Raw genomic sequence first — 17,403 nt, forward strand, 5'->3', positions numbered from 1 at the left:
TCAAAAACTTGATAGATTCCGAATAATTCCCCTCCACCGACATAGCAGAGGGGAAATAGAAGTCAAGGTGCTAATAGTTAAGCGATCGTCGTTTCCGACTTCAAGGCTAAACTCGCCAAACCGATACATAATAGGGCGTTAATCACCAAGAAACCACGGGCGATCGCACCACTTCCCAGACCCCAAACGGCTGGGGAAATAAAGGCACTGATCACCAAAAAACTAGCCACGCCAATAGTAGTACCGATCGCCAGCCACTTCCATTCTGGATGACCGAGGAATAGTACCACCAAAACCGCCGGAATCAATACACTAGCAAACACAGGATTCAAGATACTGCTACCCTGAATTGCGCCGCCAAGTTCAGGTAAAGAACTACCCATAACCCGCATCGGCCATTGAGGCAAATCAAAGATATACAGACCCCGCAATAAAAATAGACCACTGCTTCCGGCTATCAAACCGCCAGCCATAGACCAACCCCAGCGGAAGGGGAAATAATTGCGGAGGAACCAAGCCAATAAATAGGACCCCAAAACCATGGCAATTTTGGGCAATAAAGCCACCGCACCGCCATCAATCCAGAAACGCGGACTCAGATAACCACTTTCCCGCAGCCAGCGGAAAAAGTCACGGAAGGAAATTTGTCCCCGCAGCGCCACTTGTACAGCACTAGCAGCGTCCAAATGACCAGCGCCAAAATGATTAAAGGGGTCTTCCGCCACTTGACGGGAGGACTCTTTGAGAATGGCTACAATTTCATCAGGGCTATCAACCCCGGTGGCGCGAATTAAAGCCGCCACTCCAGCCACATGGGGGGAAGCCATACTGGTCCCCTGAAAAGCGGCAAAGGTTGAGCCGCCTGTGTCGGGGTTAATGGTTTCCTGGAGAATGCCTCCATCTTCATTGCCGCCTTGGGTCAAGCCGCCGGGGGCAGAAATATCCACACCTGCGCCAAAATTAGAGTAGGGGGTTTTGTTTCCGGTAGAGTCGAGGGCAGAAACTGCGACCACTCTGGGATAACGGGCGGGATAAGCTGCGGCATTTTCTCCAGAGTTACCAGCGGCTGCAATAATTACTACACCCTTGTTATAGGCGTAGTCGATCGCATCTTTCATCAATTGAGTTTCGCCGCCACCACCGAGACTCATGTTAATGACATCAGCGCCATTGTCAGCCGCAAATCTAATCGCCTCTGCAATGTCGGAAATTGTGCCACCACCACCGGCTGAGAGGACTTTTAAGGGCATGATTTTGGCGCGGTGGGCAATACCTGCCACCCCATAGCCATTGTTGGTGGATTGGGCAATAGTTCCGGCTACATGGGTTCCATGTCCGTTATCATCGGAGGCTTCCCGGCGGTTATTCACAAAGTCATAACCGGGGACAAATTCGGTATCTTTTAAATCGGGAACCCGACTGACTCCGGTATCAATGACCGCGACGGTCACCCCTTCTCCTTGGGTTTCTTTCCAGGCTTCCTCTACATTGATGCTGCGTAAATTCCACTGTTTACCGTAGAGGGGGTCGTTGGGAAAGTTGTTGGAGTCACCCCAAATAATCGCCCCCACATTCATGGGTTGAGTGTCAATGCTGTAAATAAAGTTAGGTTCGATCGCTTCTGTGTCTTGGCGGAAAGATTTTCTTAGGGATCTGAGTAGATCGCGATCGCCACGAACCACATAAATGTTATCGTCCTTTGAGAATTTACTGTTTAACTGAGGAACTACTTGATACTGATCGGCGATCGTTCTAATGCGATCGGCTATTTCCGTTTGAGTCAAATCTTCCCGAAAATCTAGTACAATCGAATCGAATGTGCCTTGGGTAGCCAAGCCAGTGAAGTTAGACACCGCCCAGCCCAACCCAAGCAGGAATAGGCAAAGTAGTAGAAATCTTTTCATGGGTTTTTGCCATAGTTAACGGCTAATTCGTCCAACGGTCAGTTACCGACCAGACAAATCATCAAATTGGTGACTCTATTGTATCTCGAAGATTCTAAATTCGTATTAAACGCTCAAATCAGATAAATTATGGAACGAGGATTACTGTGGCTTCCCCTGCTGGCTGTGTTTATTGGACTCGCCTGGTCTGGGTGGAATGAATATCAGAAGTTAGAAGCCTATAAGCCGTGGGCCGAAAAATTTGATCAAGCCAAATATGATATCTATGCGGTCTTAGGTCACAGTGGCGACCAACTGACCTGGGGTAAACCCACTCGCCACGGTCCCGTTAACTTACAAACTTTTTCTCTCCGGGATGTTCAGTCAATATGGCTATTGGTGGATCATAAATCTGTCAGCCTCGATCAACTCCCCCAAAAAGGAAAATCCGTCGAGTTAGAATTTATCCTGCAAGATGAACCTGACCCGATCCGTGTTCCCTTTACGCAACTTTCCCTCGCCGCCCAGTGGTGCCAATATTTGCAGGACACTTGGCAGAAAATTAACGCCTAATTTCCCGGCTTCATGATTACTATTCTTTCGGCTGACTATTTCCCTTAGAGAATAGTTTTGCTCTCATAGCCGCCTGGGACTCAACTCTTGACATATCCTGGTCTATTAGTCCGGTGAGGGCTTCCGTTAATTGGGACGGGTCCATAAATATTACTTTGGCATTCTCACTCATGCTAATTTGTTGATTAGCGTCTACGAACTGTTTAGCAATTAAAAACTGTAAAAATTCTCGACTGTTTGGATCTAGGTTCAGCACTTCTGCTAAGACTTTAATTGATGCGGCTTTACCTTCTGCTATACTGATATCAGCCTTTTTTTGACTCTCGGCAGCCCTTTGAGCCTCCATGGCTAATTTCACCTTAGCCGGAGGTTCAATGCTTTGTAAATCAACCCGTACTACTTGCACTCCCCAATTTACCGTTTTTTCGGCTAGGCTATGCAGCAGTGCGGTATTAATTTCATTAATAGAGGAAAACATATCCTCCATATTTCTTAATCCCACTTCCGCCCGCAAAGTGGTAGTTACTAAATTAGCGATCGCATCTTCTACTCCCTGAATGTCATAGAAGGATTTTCGCATATCTTGGATTTTCCAAAACACTAAAGCATCAATGGTTAGGGGAACATTATCTTTAGTAATTGCCTCTTGTTTGGGAATATCTAACAGCCTCTCCCGCAAAGTATCATAGTGTACTATTTTTTCAATCACCGGGATCACAAACTGTAAGCCAGGCTTCAGAGTTCGGTTATATTTCCCTAACCGAGCCACTAATGCTTCGTCTCCATCACTGATAATTCTAATTGAGGAATTTACCCCAAATCCAATGCCTAACGAAATCAATAGCGCGAGGATATACTGAGCCATAGAACCTCACATTTATCTGATAATTTTAAAGTTAGTTTAACCTATCCAGTCACACCCTGCCATTGATTATAGCACAATTTTGGCTAACAGTAAATATATCCACTTAACATTTACCATATTTACTGTTAACTTTTAGGTAACTTCTCAAGTCTCTGGTGAGTGAGATGGATAATTTACTGATTTGACTCCGACTCGGTTTCCGGTTCCACCTCAACAGTTTTAGCTGTTTCTGTTAACTGAGCCGCAATATCTTCTTTAATAGCACGGCGATAAAGTTTTCCCTCAAATTTCGCCAATTCCTCACATACCTTTTCTACCCAAGTTTGTTCTACCAAAGCAATTAAAGCAGAACTACCAGGGGTTAAAGACTCCGATAAATCCTTGAGGTCTTCTTGGGGGAAACCCAAATCAATAAAGTGGGTAACTAAAGCCCCAACACCCGCACCGCCAGCAGTCATAGCAATTACGCCTAAAGCACCAATGGGATTAAATAAAGCAATTAATCCAGCGGTGATACCCCCCATAATTGCACCCCCACGCGGGCCAGTGTCTCCGGTTTCACTAATGGAAACTTTGCCTTTTTCATTCTTGACCATGACCGCCGCATTAACAATCAAAATAATGCCAGCGCGCTGCATATCTTTAAGGACTTTCAGAACTTCCTTGGCTTGATTTTTGTCATTATATGCAGCAACAATTAGAGTTGTAGGGGTTTCGATTGAGGTCATGTGATTTGGCTCCTGTAGAAGAGTTAACTAAAATATGACCAACTCTAGCACAATGGAGACAATCACAGTACAATAGTTTCAGCCAAGGAGAGTAAGTGGTCATCAGGGCCTGTTTGACCTGCCCGCCAAATATCTCTAACGGACTCCCCAAATAACGATAACGTTCAATGACACATCTACAAATGGGAACCCTATATATTGTTGGTACTCCCATAGGGAACCTAGATGATATAACATTTCGGGCTTTGCAGACTTTAAAATCCGTGGATCTCATTGCGGCGGAAGATACCCGCCACACCGGGAAATTACTACATCACTTTCAGATTGAAACGCCCCAAATTAGCTACCATCAACATAACCAAAGCCGTCGGCTTCCTGAATTAATCGATCGCCTTAATGGTGGAAGTGCGATCGCTATAGTAACTGATGCGGGAATGCCGGGAATTTCTGACCCCGGTACCGAGTTGGTACAAGCCTGTATCGAAGCTGGTGTTCCTGTAGTTCCCATTCCTGGTGTTAGCGCCTGTTTAACCGCACTGAGTGGGTCGGGACTACCAACCGATCGCTTTGTGTTTGAAGGCTTTTTACCCGCCAAAGGTAAAGACCGCCAAAAACGCCTAGAAGCCTTGCGTTCCCAGTGTCGGACCATGATTTTATATGAGTCTCCCCACCGACTGCGACAGACTTTGAGCGATTTAATCGATATTTTGGGCGACGATCATGGTGTGGTGATCGCGCGGGAATTAACCAAACTCCATGAGGAATTTTGGCGCGGTAGCCTGGGGGGGGCGGCGGAATATTACCAAAACAGGGAAGTCCGAGGAGAATTAACTATTGCGATCGCACCAGTTACACCCACAACCCCCACCCTGTCAGAGGAAGATATCCTCGCGCAATTACAACAGTTACTACAGCAGGGACTGTCGCGATCGCAAGCCAGTCGCCAGTTAGCCGAAAATTTATCACTGTCCCGTCGCCAAATTTATCAACTCGCCCTTACCCTTGCTGACCAATAACACTAAAATGTAAAGTAACGTTAAGACAAAATCCACAAAATATCATGGTACTATTCGGATTCGGCAAGAAAAAATCTCTCCCTAAGCCAGAAGAAGCCCTTCCTGGACGCGATCGAGTCATGTCAGTTCCTGATCGCCACTATATCAATGGGAACCCCCTTAAACCCCCTTTTCCCGAAGGCATGGAACAAGCCGTTTTTGGTTTGGGCTGCTTTTGGGGCGCTGAACGGAAATTCTGGCAACAGCAGGGCGTGTTTAGCACCGCTGTAGGCTATGCGGGAGGATATACCAAAAATCCCACCTATGAAGAGGTTTGCAGCGGTATGACTGGTCATACAGAAGTGGTATTGGTGGTATTTGACCCCAAAGTGATCAGTTATACTGATTTACTCAAACTCTTCTGGGAAAGCCATAACCCCACCCAGGGAATGCGCCAGGGTAATGATACCGGAACTCAATATCGATCCGCTATTTATACCTATTCAGACGAACAACAACGCCTAGCTTTGGCTTCTCGCGATCGCTATCAACAAGCACTCTCCGCCGCGAGTTACGGTGAGATTACCACAGAAATTGCTCCCGCCCAGGAATTCTATTATGCTGAAGCCTATCATCAGCAATACCTAGGCAAAAATCCCAATGGTTATTGTGGTTTAGGTGGCACTGGTGTGGGATGTCCCGCTATGACCGAAACTTCCGTTTAATCCCCTGAATTTCCTACGGTGCGTCCGACTCAAACATCAGTCGGACGCACTATTTATTTGCCTCCCTCAATTATCCATGATTTTGATGGCCTATCCAATGGCTGATTTCCTGTTGAATATGCTTAACTTCTGCTTCCTGTAGTTGCTGTCCGATACGGTAGGTGCGACGGCGAGAAAATACAAAAAATAACGGTTCTTGAGTCACAATTTCTAAGCTGTGGTGAAAATTGCCTTCGCTATCCTGTAGACATAAAGGATTAATTTCTTGGATATAAGAAAGTTTCCCCCTCTGGCGGCGAGTGAAAGCCGAGGAATGCCAGCATATTTCATAGGTGCTACTATCAAAGTTTAGGCTAATTCTCTCGAAATATTTTTCCCCAGATGTCAGGATAGCTACTAGAAATATCAGACTGACCGGCATAGCTAAAATTAACCCAATTAATGGCAGTGCCGCGATAACTTCTAATAAAAATAGGGCGATTTTTCCGGTGGGTATCGGTAGCTTTTCCAAGATTATTAAAGTGATGATTATCGATACAAATACCCCCGACTTCACTAGAATATTCAGATTATTTAACTTTTCCTTAGTCGTGGCTACTAACCATTTAGCTGTGTGGCGCATAGGGCGAATAAATTGCAGGGAAAACCGACAGGGAATTTGAATTGTCAATTGATCATCAGTTTGGGATAAGTTGATATTTGACTCTGTGGCGGGTGCAATTAATGCCCGAAAATTGAGTTTTTGTAACTCTAATAATGCGTCATCAGCACTAGGAAAACGGTTTTCTGGTAGGGGTTCTGTCAGACATTCTAACCAGGTGATTAAACGGATATCTGTTTTGGGGGGAATGCGATCGCGAAATTTTACCCTAAAACTTTCTTGGGGAAAATCAGCCGGAGGACAACCTGTTAATAAATGTACTAACGTCATCCCTAACGCATAAAGGTCAGAAGCCGTCGTTGACTGACCGCCAAATTGTTCAATGGGTGTATAACCTAAAGTTCCCACCACCGTAAAAGTCGCGCCAGGGGTGGGAAATTGAATCTGTACCGAACCAAAATCAATTAAATATATGCGGTTATCTTCACCCCAAATTAAGTTACTTGGTTTAATGTCTCGGTGCAAAATTGGCGGCGCAAATTGATGTAAATAACTGAGAATTTCTAAAACTTCTGTCGCGATCCACAAAACTTCTGGACGACTAAAAGTGTATCCAGATTCTAGTTTTTGCTTCAGGGATACACCGGGTAAATATTCTGTGACTAAACCAAACCATAAATTCTGGTCATCAACCGAGAAATAATCCCGGTAACGCACTAGACGAGGATGGTCGAGTCGTTGGAGAACTTCTGCTTCCCTTTCTAGGAGTTTCACATCATCCCATTGCATACCATTTCCCATGGCTAATAGTTTAATTACCACGCGATCGCGCCTTTGGAGATCTCGCCCTAACCAGGTTTGGCGGACTGGGTTACTGTTTAGGGATTCCCGGAGTTGAAAGCGATCGGCTAGAATAGTCTCAGTTGATAACATTGATACATAATCTTCAAACAGGGTGCTATAACTATTCTGCCATAAATGTAGATATTTGTGCTTCCCAAATCTAGTATCATCAAGTAAACTACACCATTTGACCTGTTATAATTATCCTAGGGCGAAATTATAGTAAAATCCTTCTTAACCATTCATGCTTACCACTACAAATACAAAGGAGTTCATATCATGCTACAAGCCAAACCCAGATTTCAAAGTTTTGACGAATATTTATCTTATCATGATACTTCCGAAAAACTCTATGAATTATTTAACGGAAAACTCATAGAAATGCCCCCAGAATCAGGTTTAAATATACAAATTGCTAATCGTCTGTTTTTGGTTTTTGCTTTGATGATAGGAACAGATAGAGTCCGAGGTCAAGGATTAGAATTAGAAGTGAGAGGCGAACCCAAAAATCGTTATCCAGATTTAACCATTATTAGACCAGAACATATTGAGCAACTCTCCCAACGTAATACCATTCGCCTGTCGATGTTACCACCTTTATTAGCCATAGAAGTCGTGAGTCCTGGAGAGTTACAAAGAGACAGAGACTATGTAGCCAAAAGAATACAATATCAAGATTTATCCATTCCCGAATATTGGATAGTTGACCCCCAAACTCAAACCATCCTAGTTTTAGAAATCACCGAAACTGGCTACACAGAAATCGGAGTTTTTGCGGGAGATAATTTAATCATATCACCCCAATTTAGACAGCTTGATTTAACAGCATATCAAGTGTTTAATCCCGGTTCTTAATTAACCCTATTAGTTAAAGGAGTTCATCTTATGCTAGAAGCCAAACCCAGATTTCAAAGTTTTGATGAATATTTATCTTATCATGATGCTTCCGAAAAACTCTATGAATTATTCAACGGAGAACTCATAGAAATGCCTCCAGAATCAGGTTTAAATATTGAAATAGCCACATTTTTACTAATTCAATTTGCTGCTATTGTCGGCTATCGTCGCGTCCGAGGTCAAGGATTAGAATTAGAAGTGAGAGGTGAACCCAAAAATCGTTATCCAGATTTAACCATTATTCGACCAGAACATATTGAGCAACTCTCCCAACGTAATACCATTCGCCTGTCGATGTTACCACCTTTATTAGTCATAGAAGTAGTGAGTCCTGGAGAGTTACAAAGAGATAGAGACTATGTAGCCAAAAGAATACAATATCAAGATTTAGCCATTCCCGAATATTGGATAGTTGACCCCCAAACTCAAACCATCCTAGTTTTAGAAATCACCGAAACTGGCTACACAGAAATCGGAGTTTTTGCGGGAGATAATTTAATCATATCACCCCAATTTAGACAGCTTGATTTAACAGCATCTCAAGTGTTTAATCCCGGTTCTTAATTAACCATAGGTAAGTCCTGGCGGGGCTAAAAACCTGTTAATAATTTAGCCCCAAGCTACTCAGGATAACTTAAAGATACTTTTTCAACAGTAACTGAAGCTGTTGTTTTCGAGGTTGTGGTACTTTTGCTAAAGGAGTAAGAATGGCATATTTTAAGGCAGAATGTGCCTCGGACTCTGGCATATTTTGAGAGAGTCGTTTAACGGTTTCCTGAATTACTTTTTGGGCATTAACTGCATTATGCTTGAGGTTATCAATCACTAAATCAACGGTTACATGATCATGGTCGGGATGCCAACAATCATAGTCAGTTACTAAGGCTAATGTAGCATAGGCTATTTCAGCTTCCCGTGCGAGTTTGGCTTCTGTTAAATTAGTCATACCAATTACAGTCCCCCCCCAACTTCGATACAAATTAGACTCAGCTTGGGTGGAAAAAGCGGGTCCTTCCATACAAATATAAGTTCCGCCTCTGTGTAGGGTTACTTCTGGGAAATTCAAAGCGGATATCGCATCACCGACAACAGCAGCCAACTGGTTACAAACCGGATGACCAAAACCAATATGGGCGACAATTCCATCCCCAAAAAAAGTCGAAATTCTGTTTTTTGTCCTGTCAATAAATTGGTCAGGAATTACCATATCTAAAGGCTTAACCTCAGCTTTCAGAGAACCGACAGCGGAGGCGGAAATAATATATTCGACTCCCAAACTTTTCATGGCGTAAATATTCGCCCGATAAGGTAACTCACTGGGAAGAAGTTTATGATCTCGTCCATGACGCGCCAGAAAAGCTACCCTCATCCCTTCTAAGGTTCCTAAAATAACCAGATCAGAGGGAGACCCAAAGGGTGTCTCAACTAGGACTTCTTCTAAGTCGGTGAGGGCTTCCATTTGATAAAGACCACTGCCGCCAATAATGCCAATTTTCGCCTGGGTCATAATTGCATTCCCTATTGATGATATTACTCAAGATATTGTAGCGGAACTTGTTTAAGATTATCTGAAACTTGCCAATTTTGGGGGAGTCCTATCGCCACCAACTCTTAACAATTAATAATCAGAGGTTTGCTGATTACACCAACTTGCGATATAATACTATTAGTCTCTCTCGGTGATTAGAAAATCATTAAAACCATGGCTATAGCAGCTTGATTTAACCTATCTATAGGGATTTAATAGTAAACTACCGCCCCATTCTGATGATGTCGATCGCCTATCAAACCGCCAATATTGTTGATAATTGTTAAAAAAAGTTGGTCCCAAAATTCCATCAACTTCTAACATATCCAAAACGGAGGGAGAGGACAAAATAACGGCTTCTAAATTGGTCAGTTTATGGGTTCCTAATTCCACCGTGGTGAGGGTTGATAGGGTCGCCGCCTCTAACCCACAAAATCCCAAAACCTGGACAGGACTACGGGATGCTGGATCGATTTCCAAGCGATCGGCTAAATCTTCGGAAATAAAGATAGTATCAGCCCCGGTATCCAACATAAAAGTAAACGACCCCCGATCAGCGATCGCCACCTCTGCTAACATGACCCCCAAACGACTTTTTAAAGGTATCGCCGTCGCCGATAAATGTGGGGGAAGAGGAGAGGGTGACAAAAGCTGAAGCTGTCTAGTTTCAGGATTTACGATCAGATCAAATTCCGCCAAAACATCCATTCCCAACACCCCAGATAAGCCATCAGGAATTGTCTTATTAGCAAATTCCAAAACCTGTAAATCCATCACCTGTGCTTCCCCCATTTTCAGAGTAGGAAGACGATGTAAAGTTGCATCCATCTCTGGACAATCATCACCCGCTACTGCTGACTTAACGCGATCGCCTGAAATTTCCTCTCCCACCAATCCCAAATCGGCGACTAAGGGACTTCCCACCATAGTAGTAGAAGCGCCCGTATCAAACAAAAAGCCCCCCCTACTTTCCCCGATTTCCACATCAACCGCAAACACCTGACTACCCTCAATCGGATGCAGAGAAACCTGGCTTTCTCCCGTAGTTTGAGGACGGGGTAAATTCAGCCCTTCCAACTGGACGATCGCCCTTAAATCCCACCCAGATTTTAACGACGGGAACACCGCCCCCACCGCCCCCACCGCCACAGTAGCAGTAGTTAAACCCACTATACATATTACCCCCAAACCATCCCATAATTTACCCATTTACCATCTCACCCAACCTTTTTTTAGCAACTTATTCTTACTTAATTATTGCCGATTAAGCACCATAAAGCATCTCATAGCAACTATCAGACATCTCAAAATTAGCCGTCACATTTTGCACATCATCCAAATCATCCAAAGCATTCATTAACTTCATGAGCGATCGGGCTTTTTCCACATCATCAATCTCCACAATATTGCTAGGAATCCAACGCAATTCGGCTTCCACCACCCGAAACCCAAAATCATCTAAAACCTGATTCAAATGTTCCAAATTTTCCACCACTGTAAACACTTCCACCCCATCAGTATCATCAACAGGAGTCAACTCGTAGGACTCAGCCTCCCCTTCCACAGAAGCCTCTAACAACTTCTCCTCATCAATAGGACCCGCCAAAGTTACAACCCCCTTTTGTTCAAACATCCAACTCACACAACCCGTTTCCCCCAGGTTTCCCCCATTCTTAGTAAAAGCCGATCGCAGATCCGCCGCCGTCCGGTTCCGGTTATCCGTTAATCCCTCAATTAAAACCGCCACGCCACCGATACCATAACCCTCATATCGGATAGACTCCAACTGCGACCCCTCCGAAAAAGTCCCGGAGCCTTTAGCGATCGCCCTTTCGATATTTTCATTAGGAATACCTGCCGCTTTCGCCTTCTCAATAGCTGTTCTTAACTGAAAATTTCCCCCCGGATCAGCACCTTGTCGCGCCGCCACAATAATTTCCCGAGAAATTTTCGTAAAAACCTTACCTTTAACCGCATCAACCCTAGCTTTCTGGCGTTTAATATTCGCCCATTTACTGTGTCCAGCCATACCTAATCAACAATTTTTGCAAATCTCAAAAAACTCAGTATTAATGAAAACGGATCTCCTCTTCAGTGTCACTAAGATGGGAAGTATCCCCATTAAGTTCCATCACCCATTCTCCTTGTTTATGCACTAATTTAACCAAACAGCATAAACTCGCATGAATATCCGTTTCCTGTAGGGTAGGAATTAGCCCCATTGCGGTCCCTAAAACTGACGCACCATGTCCTATTAATAATAAGTTATCATCTGGATAAGCCGCCATCAGACGCTGTACCACCTCTTTAGTACGCATCAAACATTCCTCCCAAGTTTCTGGATACTTCGGTGTTCCCATGGGGTAAGTGGTATCAATGCGCGGAAATTTAGCCCTCAGAGTTTCCAGCGGGAGAATTTCCGGGCTTTCCTTCATCCATTCAGGATTTAGCCATTCTCCCAGTCCCCAATCTAATTTGATAGGTAGGTCTAGGGTTTTGGCGCACGCCTCCGTAGTTTGAACCGTCCGCAGAAATGGCGATGAGAAAATTTGGGTGATTCCTTCCCCCACCAGTCGTCTAGCTAATTGTTTAGCCTGAACCAAGCCGTCCGGGGACAGATGAGGGTCATAACGACGTTCTGCGGTATTAAACCATTCAGGATTGACAAAATCAATCCGGTTTCCGTGTCTAGCGATCCAAACGGTTTGAGTCATGATTAGGGTAGTAATGTCAAAAAAACTTACCCTATCATACCGATTTTCGGCCACCTGACAACCTTAGCCAACTTAGTGGCGATCGTAAACTAGCCACCGGATTTGAAAATTAGCGCTAATATTTACTACAGGGTTTCCCTATTCCTACCTAGTTTAATAAAAATCCTATAACAGCCGTGCTACATCGCTCTTTCACTCGTAAAGCCACTTATACATTAGCTTTCTTTATCGGTTTCATAATCGCGGTATTACTCGCTATTTTTTCCGCACATCCAGCCCATAGCCAAGATAGGTTTGGTATGAATTTAGACTCTCAAACCGCTCCCGTCATCCTCGATGGGCGACTCATACTCAAAGTTAGTAATGCTGAAGGATATCCGGCGCAGTTTCGGGCTAATCTCATTGAATCCAAAATTCTAGAAGCTGCTCGTTCACCTATCCCCATAGAAGTCACACTTAGGACTAATGATATTTTACCAACTCTTTGGCTAAATGATGGATATTTATTGACTGTTACCGAACGAGATACCGACGCGGGTAATCATGTTCTCGAACAAGCACAAATCTGGCAACGTCAAATTCAGTTGGCTATTAATCGCGGTCAAAGAGAGCGCACTAGCGAGTTTATGAGAAGCGCCTTATTACGTTCATTAACAATTTTATTATTAGCCATATTTATTCATTGGATTTTAGGCAAAATTTGGAAATATTATTTCCGCTCAATTTTATCATCTTTTTTGCCCCAATCTCAATTATCCCCAGAAGACCAAAAAAAGTATCATCATAGTCTCGAAATATTTATTAACTTGACTCTCGGTAGTGTCAGATTCGGCTTATGGCTGGCTATTATTATTTATATAGCCAATCAATTCCCCATAACTAGACAATGGAGTTATCAAATTCGGGGAACTCTCCTGGCTACCTTGACTTCCGATATTATTAACCTAGACAATAAATCTTACTCCATCCCTGATCTGTTGGTTTTATTACTCCTATTATGGGCATTAGTTTTGGGCGCAAAATTATTGGCTGATGTTCTGCGATCGCGTATTTTAGAAGCCACCGGAATTGGTCGAGGCGCTCAGGAAGTCATCGCCGTCATAGTTAAATATTCCTTAATCTCTATTGGTACTATTGTTCTCCTCCAAGTTTGGGGTTTAAACCTTAGTTCTCTCACCATCCTAGCTAGTGCATTCGGTGTCGGGATTGGTTTTGGGTTCCAGGATATCGCCAAAAATTTCGGTAGTGGTTTAGTCTTATTATTCGAGCGACCAATTCAAATTGGAGACTTTATTGAAGTCGGAGAATATCAAGGAACCGTTGAAAGGGTCGGCGCTCGTAGTACCGTCATTAAAACCTTAGATAGAGTGTCTATTATTGTTCCTAACTCCCGATTTTTAGAATCCGAATTAATTAACTGGGATCATGATAACTCCCTCTCCGGTTTACGACTTCCCCTTAGGGTCGCTTACGGTTCCGATGTAGAATTGGTGCGAAAAAGCCTCCTAGATGTCGCCCAAGCAAATTCTGATGTATTAACCATTCCTTCCCCCCAAGTTTTATTTAAAGGTTTTGGCGACAGCTCCCTAAATTTTGAACTGCGGGTTTGGACTCGCTATCCCAACCGCCAAGTTATCATTAAAAGCGATTTATACTATCAAATTGACGCGTTCTTCCGACAACGCCATATTGAAATTCCCTTTCCTCAGCGGGATCTACATATTCGAGGTCAGGTTCCCCTCGAGTTATCCCCAGAGTTGGAAGCATTTATCAAAAAAATCCTAGGGACCAAAAACCAATAGTCATATCAAATCCCCTTCAGATCACCCCCCACCAGGAGTTGATGTATATATGTTCCCATTCCCAACCACCAGACCACCAGACTCAGCCACCGGGTCTCATCCTTAGTCCCTTCTAGTCCCTTGAAGATTCCTCAAATTTTTTCCCAAACAATCTTGACAAACTCAAATTTTTATGACAGTATAGTTAGAGTCAATTCAAATGCGGGTATAGCTCAGTGGTAGAGCGTCACCTTGCCAAGGTGAATGTCGCGCGTTCGAATCGCGTTACCCGCTTTCAAACACCATAACCGAACTACATCCGTAGCAGTAGTTCCCAGTCTCGTATCGTGTCTGTTGACCACAGCCATTTGGACCCTAGGGCATGAGGTTTAAACGCTTCCGGTGCTTCTGAAAGCACCTTATCTCTAAATTTACGCGCCTTACTCCACTCTATCGCCTGTTGATCAGCAGTTAGGGACTCAGCCGATTTCATTAATACCAATCCCAAACCTGCATAGGCATTTAACACATCCATATTCTCCAGCGTTGAACCATCCACATGATCTAAGCTATCCCTGTCTTCGCCCACGTCTGTCTCCTTAGTGCGAACATCCCCCCCAGTCAAAGCCCATGTTCCCTTATTCACTGATGCTAATTGATCGTTAAAAGAACTTCCCTCCCAGCTGAAAATCGGCTCTGCTAACTCCAAACTACGATACCAAGTTTGATAAGCCCGTCGTAAATCACCCGACCTATAGTAAGCAAATCCTAACGCTGTGTTATATTCCCGGGAATTTGGCTCCCCATCAACTGCTCTCACCCAAAATCGGCGCACATCATCCAGACTATAATTAGCACTACCCCTCTCAATAGATTGCCAGGCTAAACGTCCCTGTAAAAAATTGATAGCAGGTTCGTCTTCATACCGAAACGGAACTGCAGACAAAGCTGCACGAGCTTCAGCTAGCGCCCCACGATTTAATAACTCTTCCGTAGCCTGCACCCCTGCTTCCAAATTAGCCCGATCAAACTGTTCGATCGCAATTCCTGAAACTTTGTCAGTCGTAGCATCTTCCAAAGCTGTTGCTAACCTTTCTGAAGAATTGATATTATTGCTGATTGTTTGATTAACCCTTAAAGGATAGCCCAACATATCATTAATGCGATCGCGGAAAATCCACACCCCGAAACTGATCGGTAATAAAATCATCACCAGCAGCAGTCCTAACACACCACTGAGCTGGCGTTGGGCACCTCTGGGACTATCAGACTCCTGAACCCGCCTTTGATCATCCCTTGGGTCTCCATCATAGCTTTGGGGCAGTCTCTGGGAACCAGAACCACTATTTTGATGATTAACACCAACTATTCCAGGTGTCATAAGTTGTTGGAGAGTATCCCCAATAAATCCCAAATCTTCCCCATTCGCTTCTAAGTCTAAAGTCTCATCAAAACTCTCATCATCCAGCAAGTCCTCAGTGTCTGCTAATTCCCAAAGGTTTGTATAGTTAGCCTCAGACAGATCTGGACTACTCCCTTTTATATCCTCCCGGTAGTTACCTGAATCAGCCCTAGGATTTGGTGTTAAGATGCCATCAAACTCATGGTGTAAGTACAATACAGGTAATGCCCAATATATTTGATTGGAACCATAGGCAGAAATTAGCCCCTGTCTAGCCCGACTTAAACTTAAATCTATTGGTAATCCTTGATTGAGTTGGCGGTACAACAGGCGCGTTAGCGTCAAAGCTACCTCATCAGGAATGCGTTCAGCCATCGCCAACACCCCGGGAACTCCTCGCCGCACTAATGCTTCTGCCAGGTTAAGTTCTGCTGTATCATTAGCATCCGCCAGGGGATTATTATAAGCACCTCTACAGGAGTTTAATACCGCTAGAAGTACCCCATTATTTACCAGCAGTCCCGCTAAATCATCCCCACTGATAGTTTCACTTAATCCTGTACGACCGTTGACCAAATATAAAGCGCCACCCGTCGAGGTATAGCTGCTGTGTCCAGCATAATGAAATATCTGATATTGACCCTGTTCTAAGGCTTGGGTGATTTTCTGACGATCAGGCTGTTCTAATATCGTAATCTCAATGGCACTATGGTATCCTCCATTATCACTCAATTCCGGCTGTAGTTCCTCTTTCAGATGTAGGGCCTCTTGTTTGAGTTGTAAACTATTTAGGTCATTGGGGGCGGCGATCGCCATTAAAATTCTTAAAGGTTGGTTAGGTTTCCCAGAATGTCTGGGTAGACGTAGTCGGCTTTCTGGTTGGTAGCGAGAAAAAAAGACATCACATCCCGTAGCCAGTGGTCTTCCCCCTTCGTGGAGGACTTCCCAGGGTAGGCTATTGAGCCGTTTTCCTTTCAAACCTAAGCGCAGCTGTAAAGGTTTTTGTCGATTACAGGCGATCGCTTGGGCGCTGGCCCAACTGTCCCGCAGCCTCCCCTGGAAGAGACTGTTATAAAGTTCTTGACCCAGTTCTACTAAACTCAAAGACCGCGACCCATTTGCCAAAACTATCCCGCCCTTAGCATCTCCCCGCATAGCTAATGATGAACCCTCCAGCACTTCCAATAGAGGATCTTTCATTAAATAACGCGTATATTGTAGCCATTCTTCCACTGGCCACTTCACCTGTTCTTCCGCCAACGGGACACCGGATGGCACTTTCGGTGTTCTTTCCGTCCGTACCAAATATTCATCATCCCCCACTGGGGTAACAGAAATCAGAAACTCCTGGGTCATTGGTCTCCGTCTCAGAGTTAGGTCAGTTCGAGAGCGTTTTTAACTTCACTTAAATATATATCCCCTCCATTTTACAACGGGGATCCGGGGATTAGTCAGTCATCGCCTACTTAGTAATGACTTCAACAACTAACGATTTGCTCCCGAATTTCTCGAATTGAACACCTATCACCCCTCCAACCAAGATCTGCCTCTCCATATATATAGTCGCAATATATAGTCGCAGTGACCATATAGCAGTGATCTGGCAGTGAGCGATCGTTTATCAATTCTGCTCTATAAAACTTAAACAAAACCGGACATAGCCGGATATTGATGTTTATTTCTGGCTTCGTCCGGGACTGTCGGCAGCACCCCGTCCACAAGTGTAATCGTCGGAAAGAAAGCGATTTGGTATGGTCGAAAGAGAGGTCGCCCCCTCCAACTCCAATTCCAAACCGTGCATGCGAGTTTCCCAGCACACGGCTCCTGATGTGAACACCCTATTATCAGTAGGAACAGGGTTACTACCC

Annotated in this window: 15 protein-coding genes and 1 tRNA gene; 7 read left to right on the top strand and 9 right to left on the bottom strand. The window is 44.2% G+C overall.

Features of this window, described 5'->3' with window-relative positions; all coding sequences use genetic code 11:
• Nucleotides 1-77: 77 nt before the first annotated feature.
• Nucleotides 78-1,904, bottom strand: a complete 1,827-nt coding sequence (locus HFV01_RS15670; RefSeq protein WP_006669256.1) for a S8 family peptidase — start codon at nt 1,902-1,904, stop codon at nt 78-80.
• Between the two features lie 129 nt (nt 1,905-2,033).
• On the opposite strand from HFV01_RS15670, the gene HFV01_RS15675 reads away from it, so the two are divergent.
• On the top strand, nt 2,034-2,456 hold the full coding sequence (locus tag HFV01_RS15675) for a hypothetical protein (RefSeq protein WP_006626124.1): 423 nt from the start codon (nt 2,034-2,036) through the stop codon (nt 2,454-2,456).
• Nucleotides 2,457-2,475: 19 nt separating this feature from the next.
• Here the strand turns inward: HFV01_RS15675 and HFV01_RS15680 are convergent, their stop codons facing one another.
• Together HFV01_RS15680 and HFV01_RS15685 are read right to left on the bottom strand one after the other, a co-directional pair.
• On the bottom strand, nt 2,476-3,321 hold the full coding sequence (locus tag HFV01_RS15680) for an SPFH domain-containing protein (RefSeq protein WP_006626125.1): 846 nt from the start codon (nt 3,319-3,321) through the stop codon (nt 2,476-2,478).
• A 173-nt stretch (nt 3,322-3,494) separates the two neighbouring features.
• Complete coding sequence (locus tag HFV01_RS15685) at nt 3,495-4,049, bottom strand: DUF1269 domain-containing protein (RefSeq protein WP_006626126.1); 555 nt, start codon at nt 4,047-4,049, stop codon at nt 3,495-3,497.
• Nucleotides 4,050-4,216: 167 nt separating this feature from the next.
• On the opposite strand from HFV01_RS15685, the gene rsmI reads away from it, so the two are divergent.
• On the top strand, nt 4,217-5,065 hold the full coding sequence (rsmI, locus tag HFV01_RS15690; protein WP_035759690.1) for a 16S rRNA (cytidine(1402)-2'-O)-methyltransferase: 849 nt from the start codon (nt 4,217-4,219) through the stop codon (nt 5,063-5,065).
• Nucleotides 5,066-5,109: 44 nt separating this feature from the next.
• The gene (msrA, locus tag HFV01_RS15695) at nt 5,110-5,769 is read left to right on the top strand and encodes a peptide-methionine (S)-S-oxide reductase MsrA (RefSeq protein ID WP_006626128.1); all 660 of its coding nucleotides are present in this window, start codon (nt 5,110-5,112) and stop codon (nt 5,767-5,769) included.
• A 70-nt stretch (nt 5,770-5,839) separates the two neighbouring features.
• On the opposite strand, the gene HFV01_RS15700 is transcribed toward msrA, so the two are convergent.
• Nucleotides 5,840-7,303 (bottom strand): serine/threonine protein kinase, encoded by a 1,464-nt coding sequence (locus HFV01_RS15700; RefSeq protein ID WP_006626129.1) that lies wholly within the window; start codon nt 7,301-7,303, stop codon nt 5,840-5,842.
• Nucleotides 7,304-7,492: 189 nt separating this feature from the next.
• Between HFV01_RS15700 and HFV01_RS15705 the strand changes: the two genes are divergently transcribed.
• Both HFV01_RS15705 and HFV01_RS15710 read left to right on the top strand, forming a co-directional pair.
• Nucleotides 7,493-8,068 (top strand): Uma2 family endonuclease, encoded by a 576-nt coding sequence (locus HFV01_RS15705; protein WP_008050269.1) that lies wholly within the window; start codon nt 7,493-7,495, stop codon nt 8,066-8,068.
• Between the two features lie 30 nt (nt 8,069-8,098).
• Nucleotides 8,099-8,674, top strand: a complete 576-nt coding sequence (locus HFV01_RS15710; protein ID WP_006626131.1) for a Uma2 family endonuclease — start codon at nt 8,099-8,101, stop codon at nt 8,672-8,674.
• Nucleotides 8,675-8,744: 70 nt separating this feature from the next.
• Here the strand turns inward: HFV01_RS15710 and HFV01_RS15715 are convergent, their stop codons facing one another.
• The 4 genes from HFV01_RS15715 to HFV01_RS15730 all read right to left on the bottom strand — a co-directional run bounded on the left by HFV01_RS15715 (nt 8,745) and on the right by HFV01_RS15730 (nt 12,352).
• Nucleotides 8,745-9,617, bottom strand: coding sequence for an S-methyl-5'-thioadenosine phosphorylase (locus HFV01_RS15715; protein WP_006626132.1), 873 nt, complete (start codon nt 9,615-9,617; stop codon nt 8,745-8,747).
• A gap of 219 nt (nt 9,618-9,836) precedes the next feature.
• Nucleotides 9,837-10,847, bottom strand: coding sequence for an aspartyl protease family protein (locus tag HFV01_RS15720; RefSeq protein ID WP_006669261.1), 1,011 nt, complete (start codon nt 10,845-10,847; stop codon nt 9,837-9,839).
• A gap of 55 nt (nt 10,848-10,902) precedes the next feature.
• The gene (locus tag HFV01_RS15725) at nt 10,903-11,667 is read right to left on the bottom strand and encodes a YebC/PmpR family DNA-binding transcriptional regulator (protein ID WP_006626134.1); all 765 of its coding nucleotides are present in this window, start codon (nt 11,665-11,667) and stop codon (nt 10,903-10,905) included.
• 40 nt (nt 11,668-11,707) lie between these two features.
• Nucleotides 11,708-12,352, bottom strand: coding sequence for a histidine phosphatase family protein (locus HFV01_RS15730; protein ID WP_035760232.1), 645 nt, complete (start codon nt 12,350-12,352; stop codon nt 11,708-11,710).
• Between the two features lie 176 nt (nt 12,353-12,528).
• Between HFV01_RS15730 and HFV01_RS15735 the strand changes: the two genes are divergently transcribed.
• On the top strand, nt 12,529-14,154 hold the full coding sequence (locus HFV01_RS15735; RefSeq protein ID WP_006626136.1) for a mechanosensitive ion channel family protein: 1,626 nt from the start codon (nt 12,529-12,531) through the stop codon (nt 14,152-14,154).
• A gap of 201 nt (nt 14,155-14,355) precedes the next feature.
• Nucleotides 14,356-14,427: transfer RNA gene (locus HFV01_RS15740), tRNA-Gly, on the top strand.
• 19 nt (nt 14,428-14,446) lie between these two features.
• Here HFV01_RS15740 and HFV01_RS15745 read toward each other — a convergent pair.
• Complete coding sequence (locus tag HFV01_RS15745) at nt 14,447-16,891, bottom strand: CHAT domain-containing protein (RefSeq protein WP_006626137.1); 2,445 nt, start codon at nt 16,889-16,891, stop codon at nt 14,447-14,449.
• Between the last annotated feature and the right edge of the window lie 512 nt (nt 16,892-17,403).

It is taken from the genome of Limnospira fusiformis SAG 85.79 (assembly GCF_012516315.1).
Classification (GTDB): Bacteria; Cyanobacteriota; Cyanobacteriia; order Cyanobacteriales; family Microcoleaceae; genus Limnospira; species Limnospira fusiformis.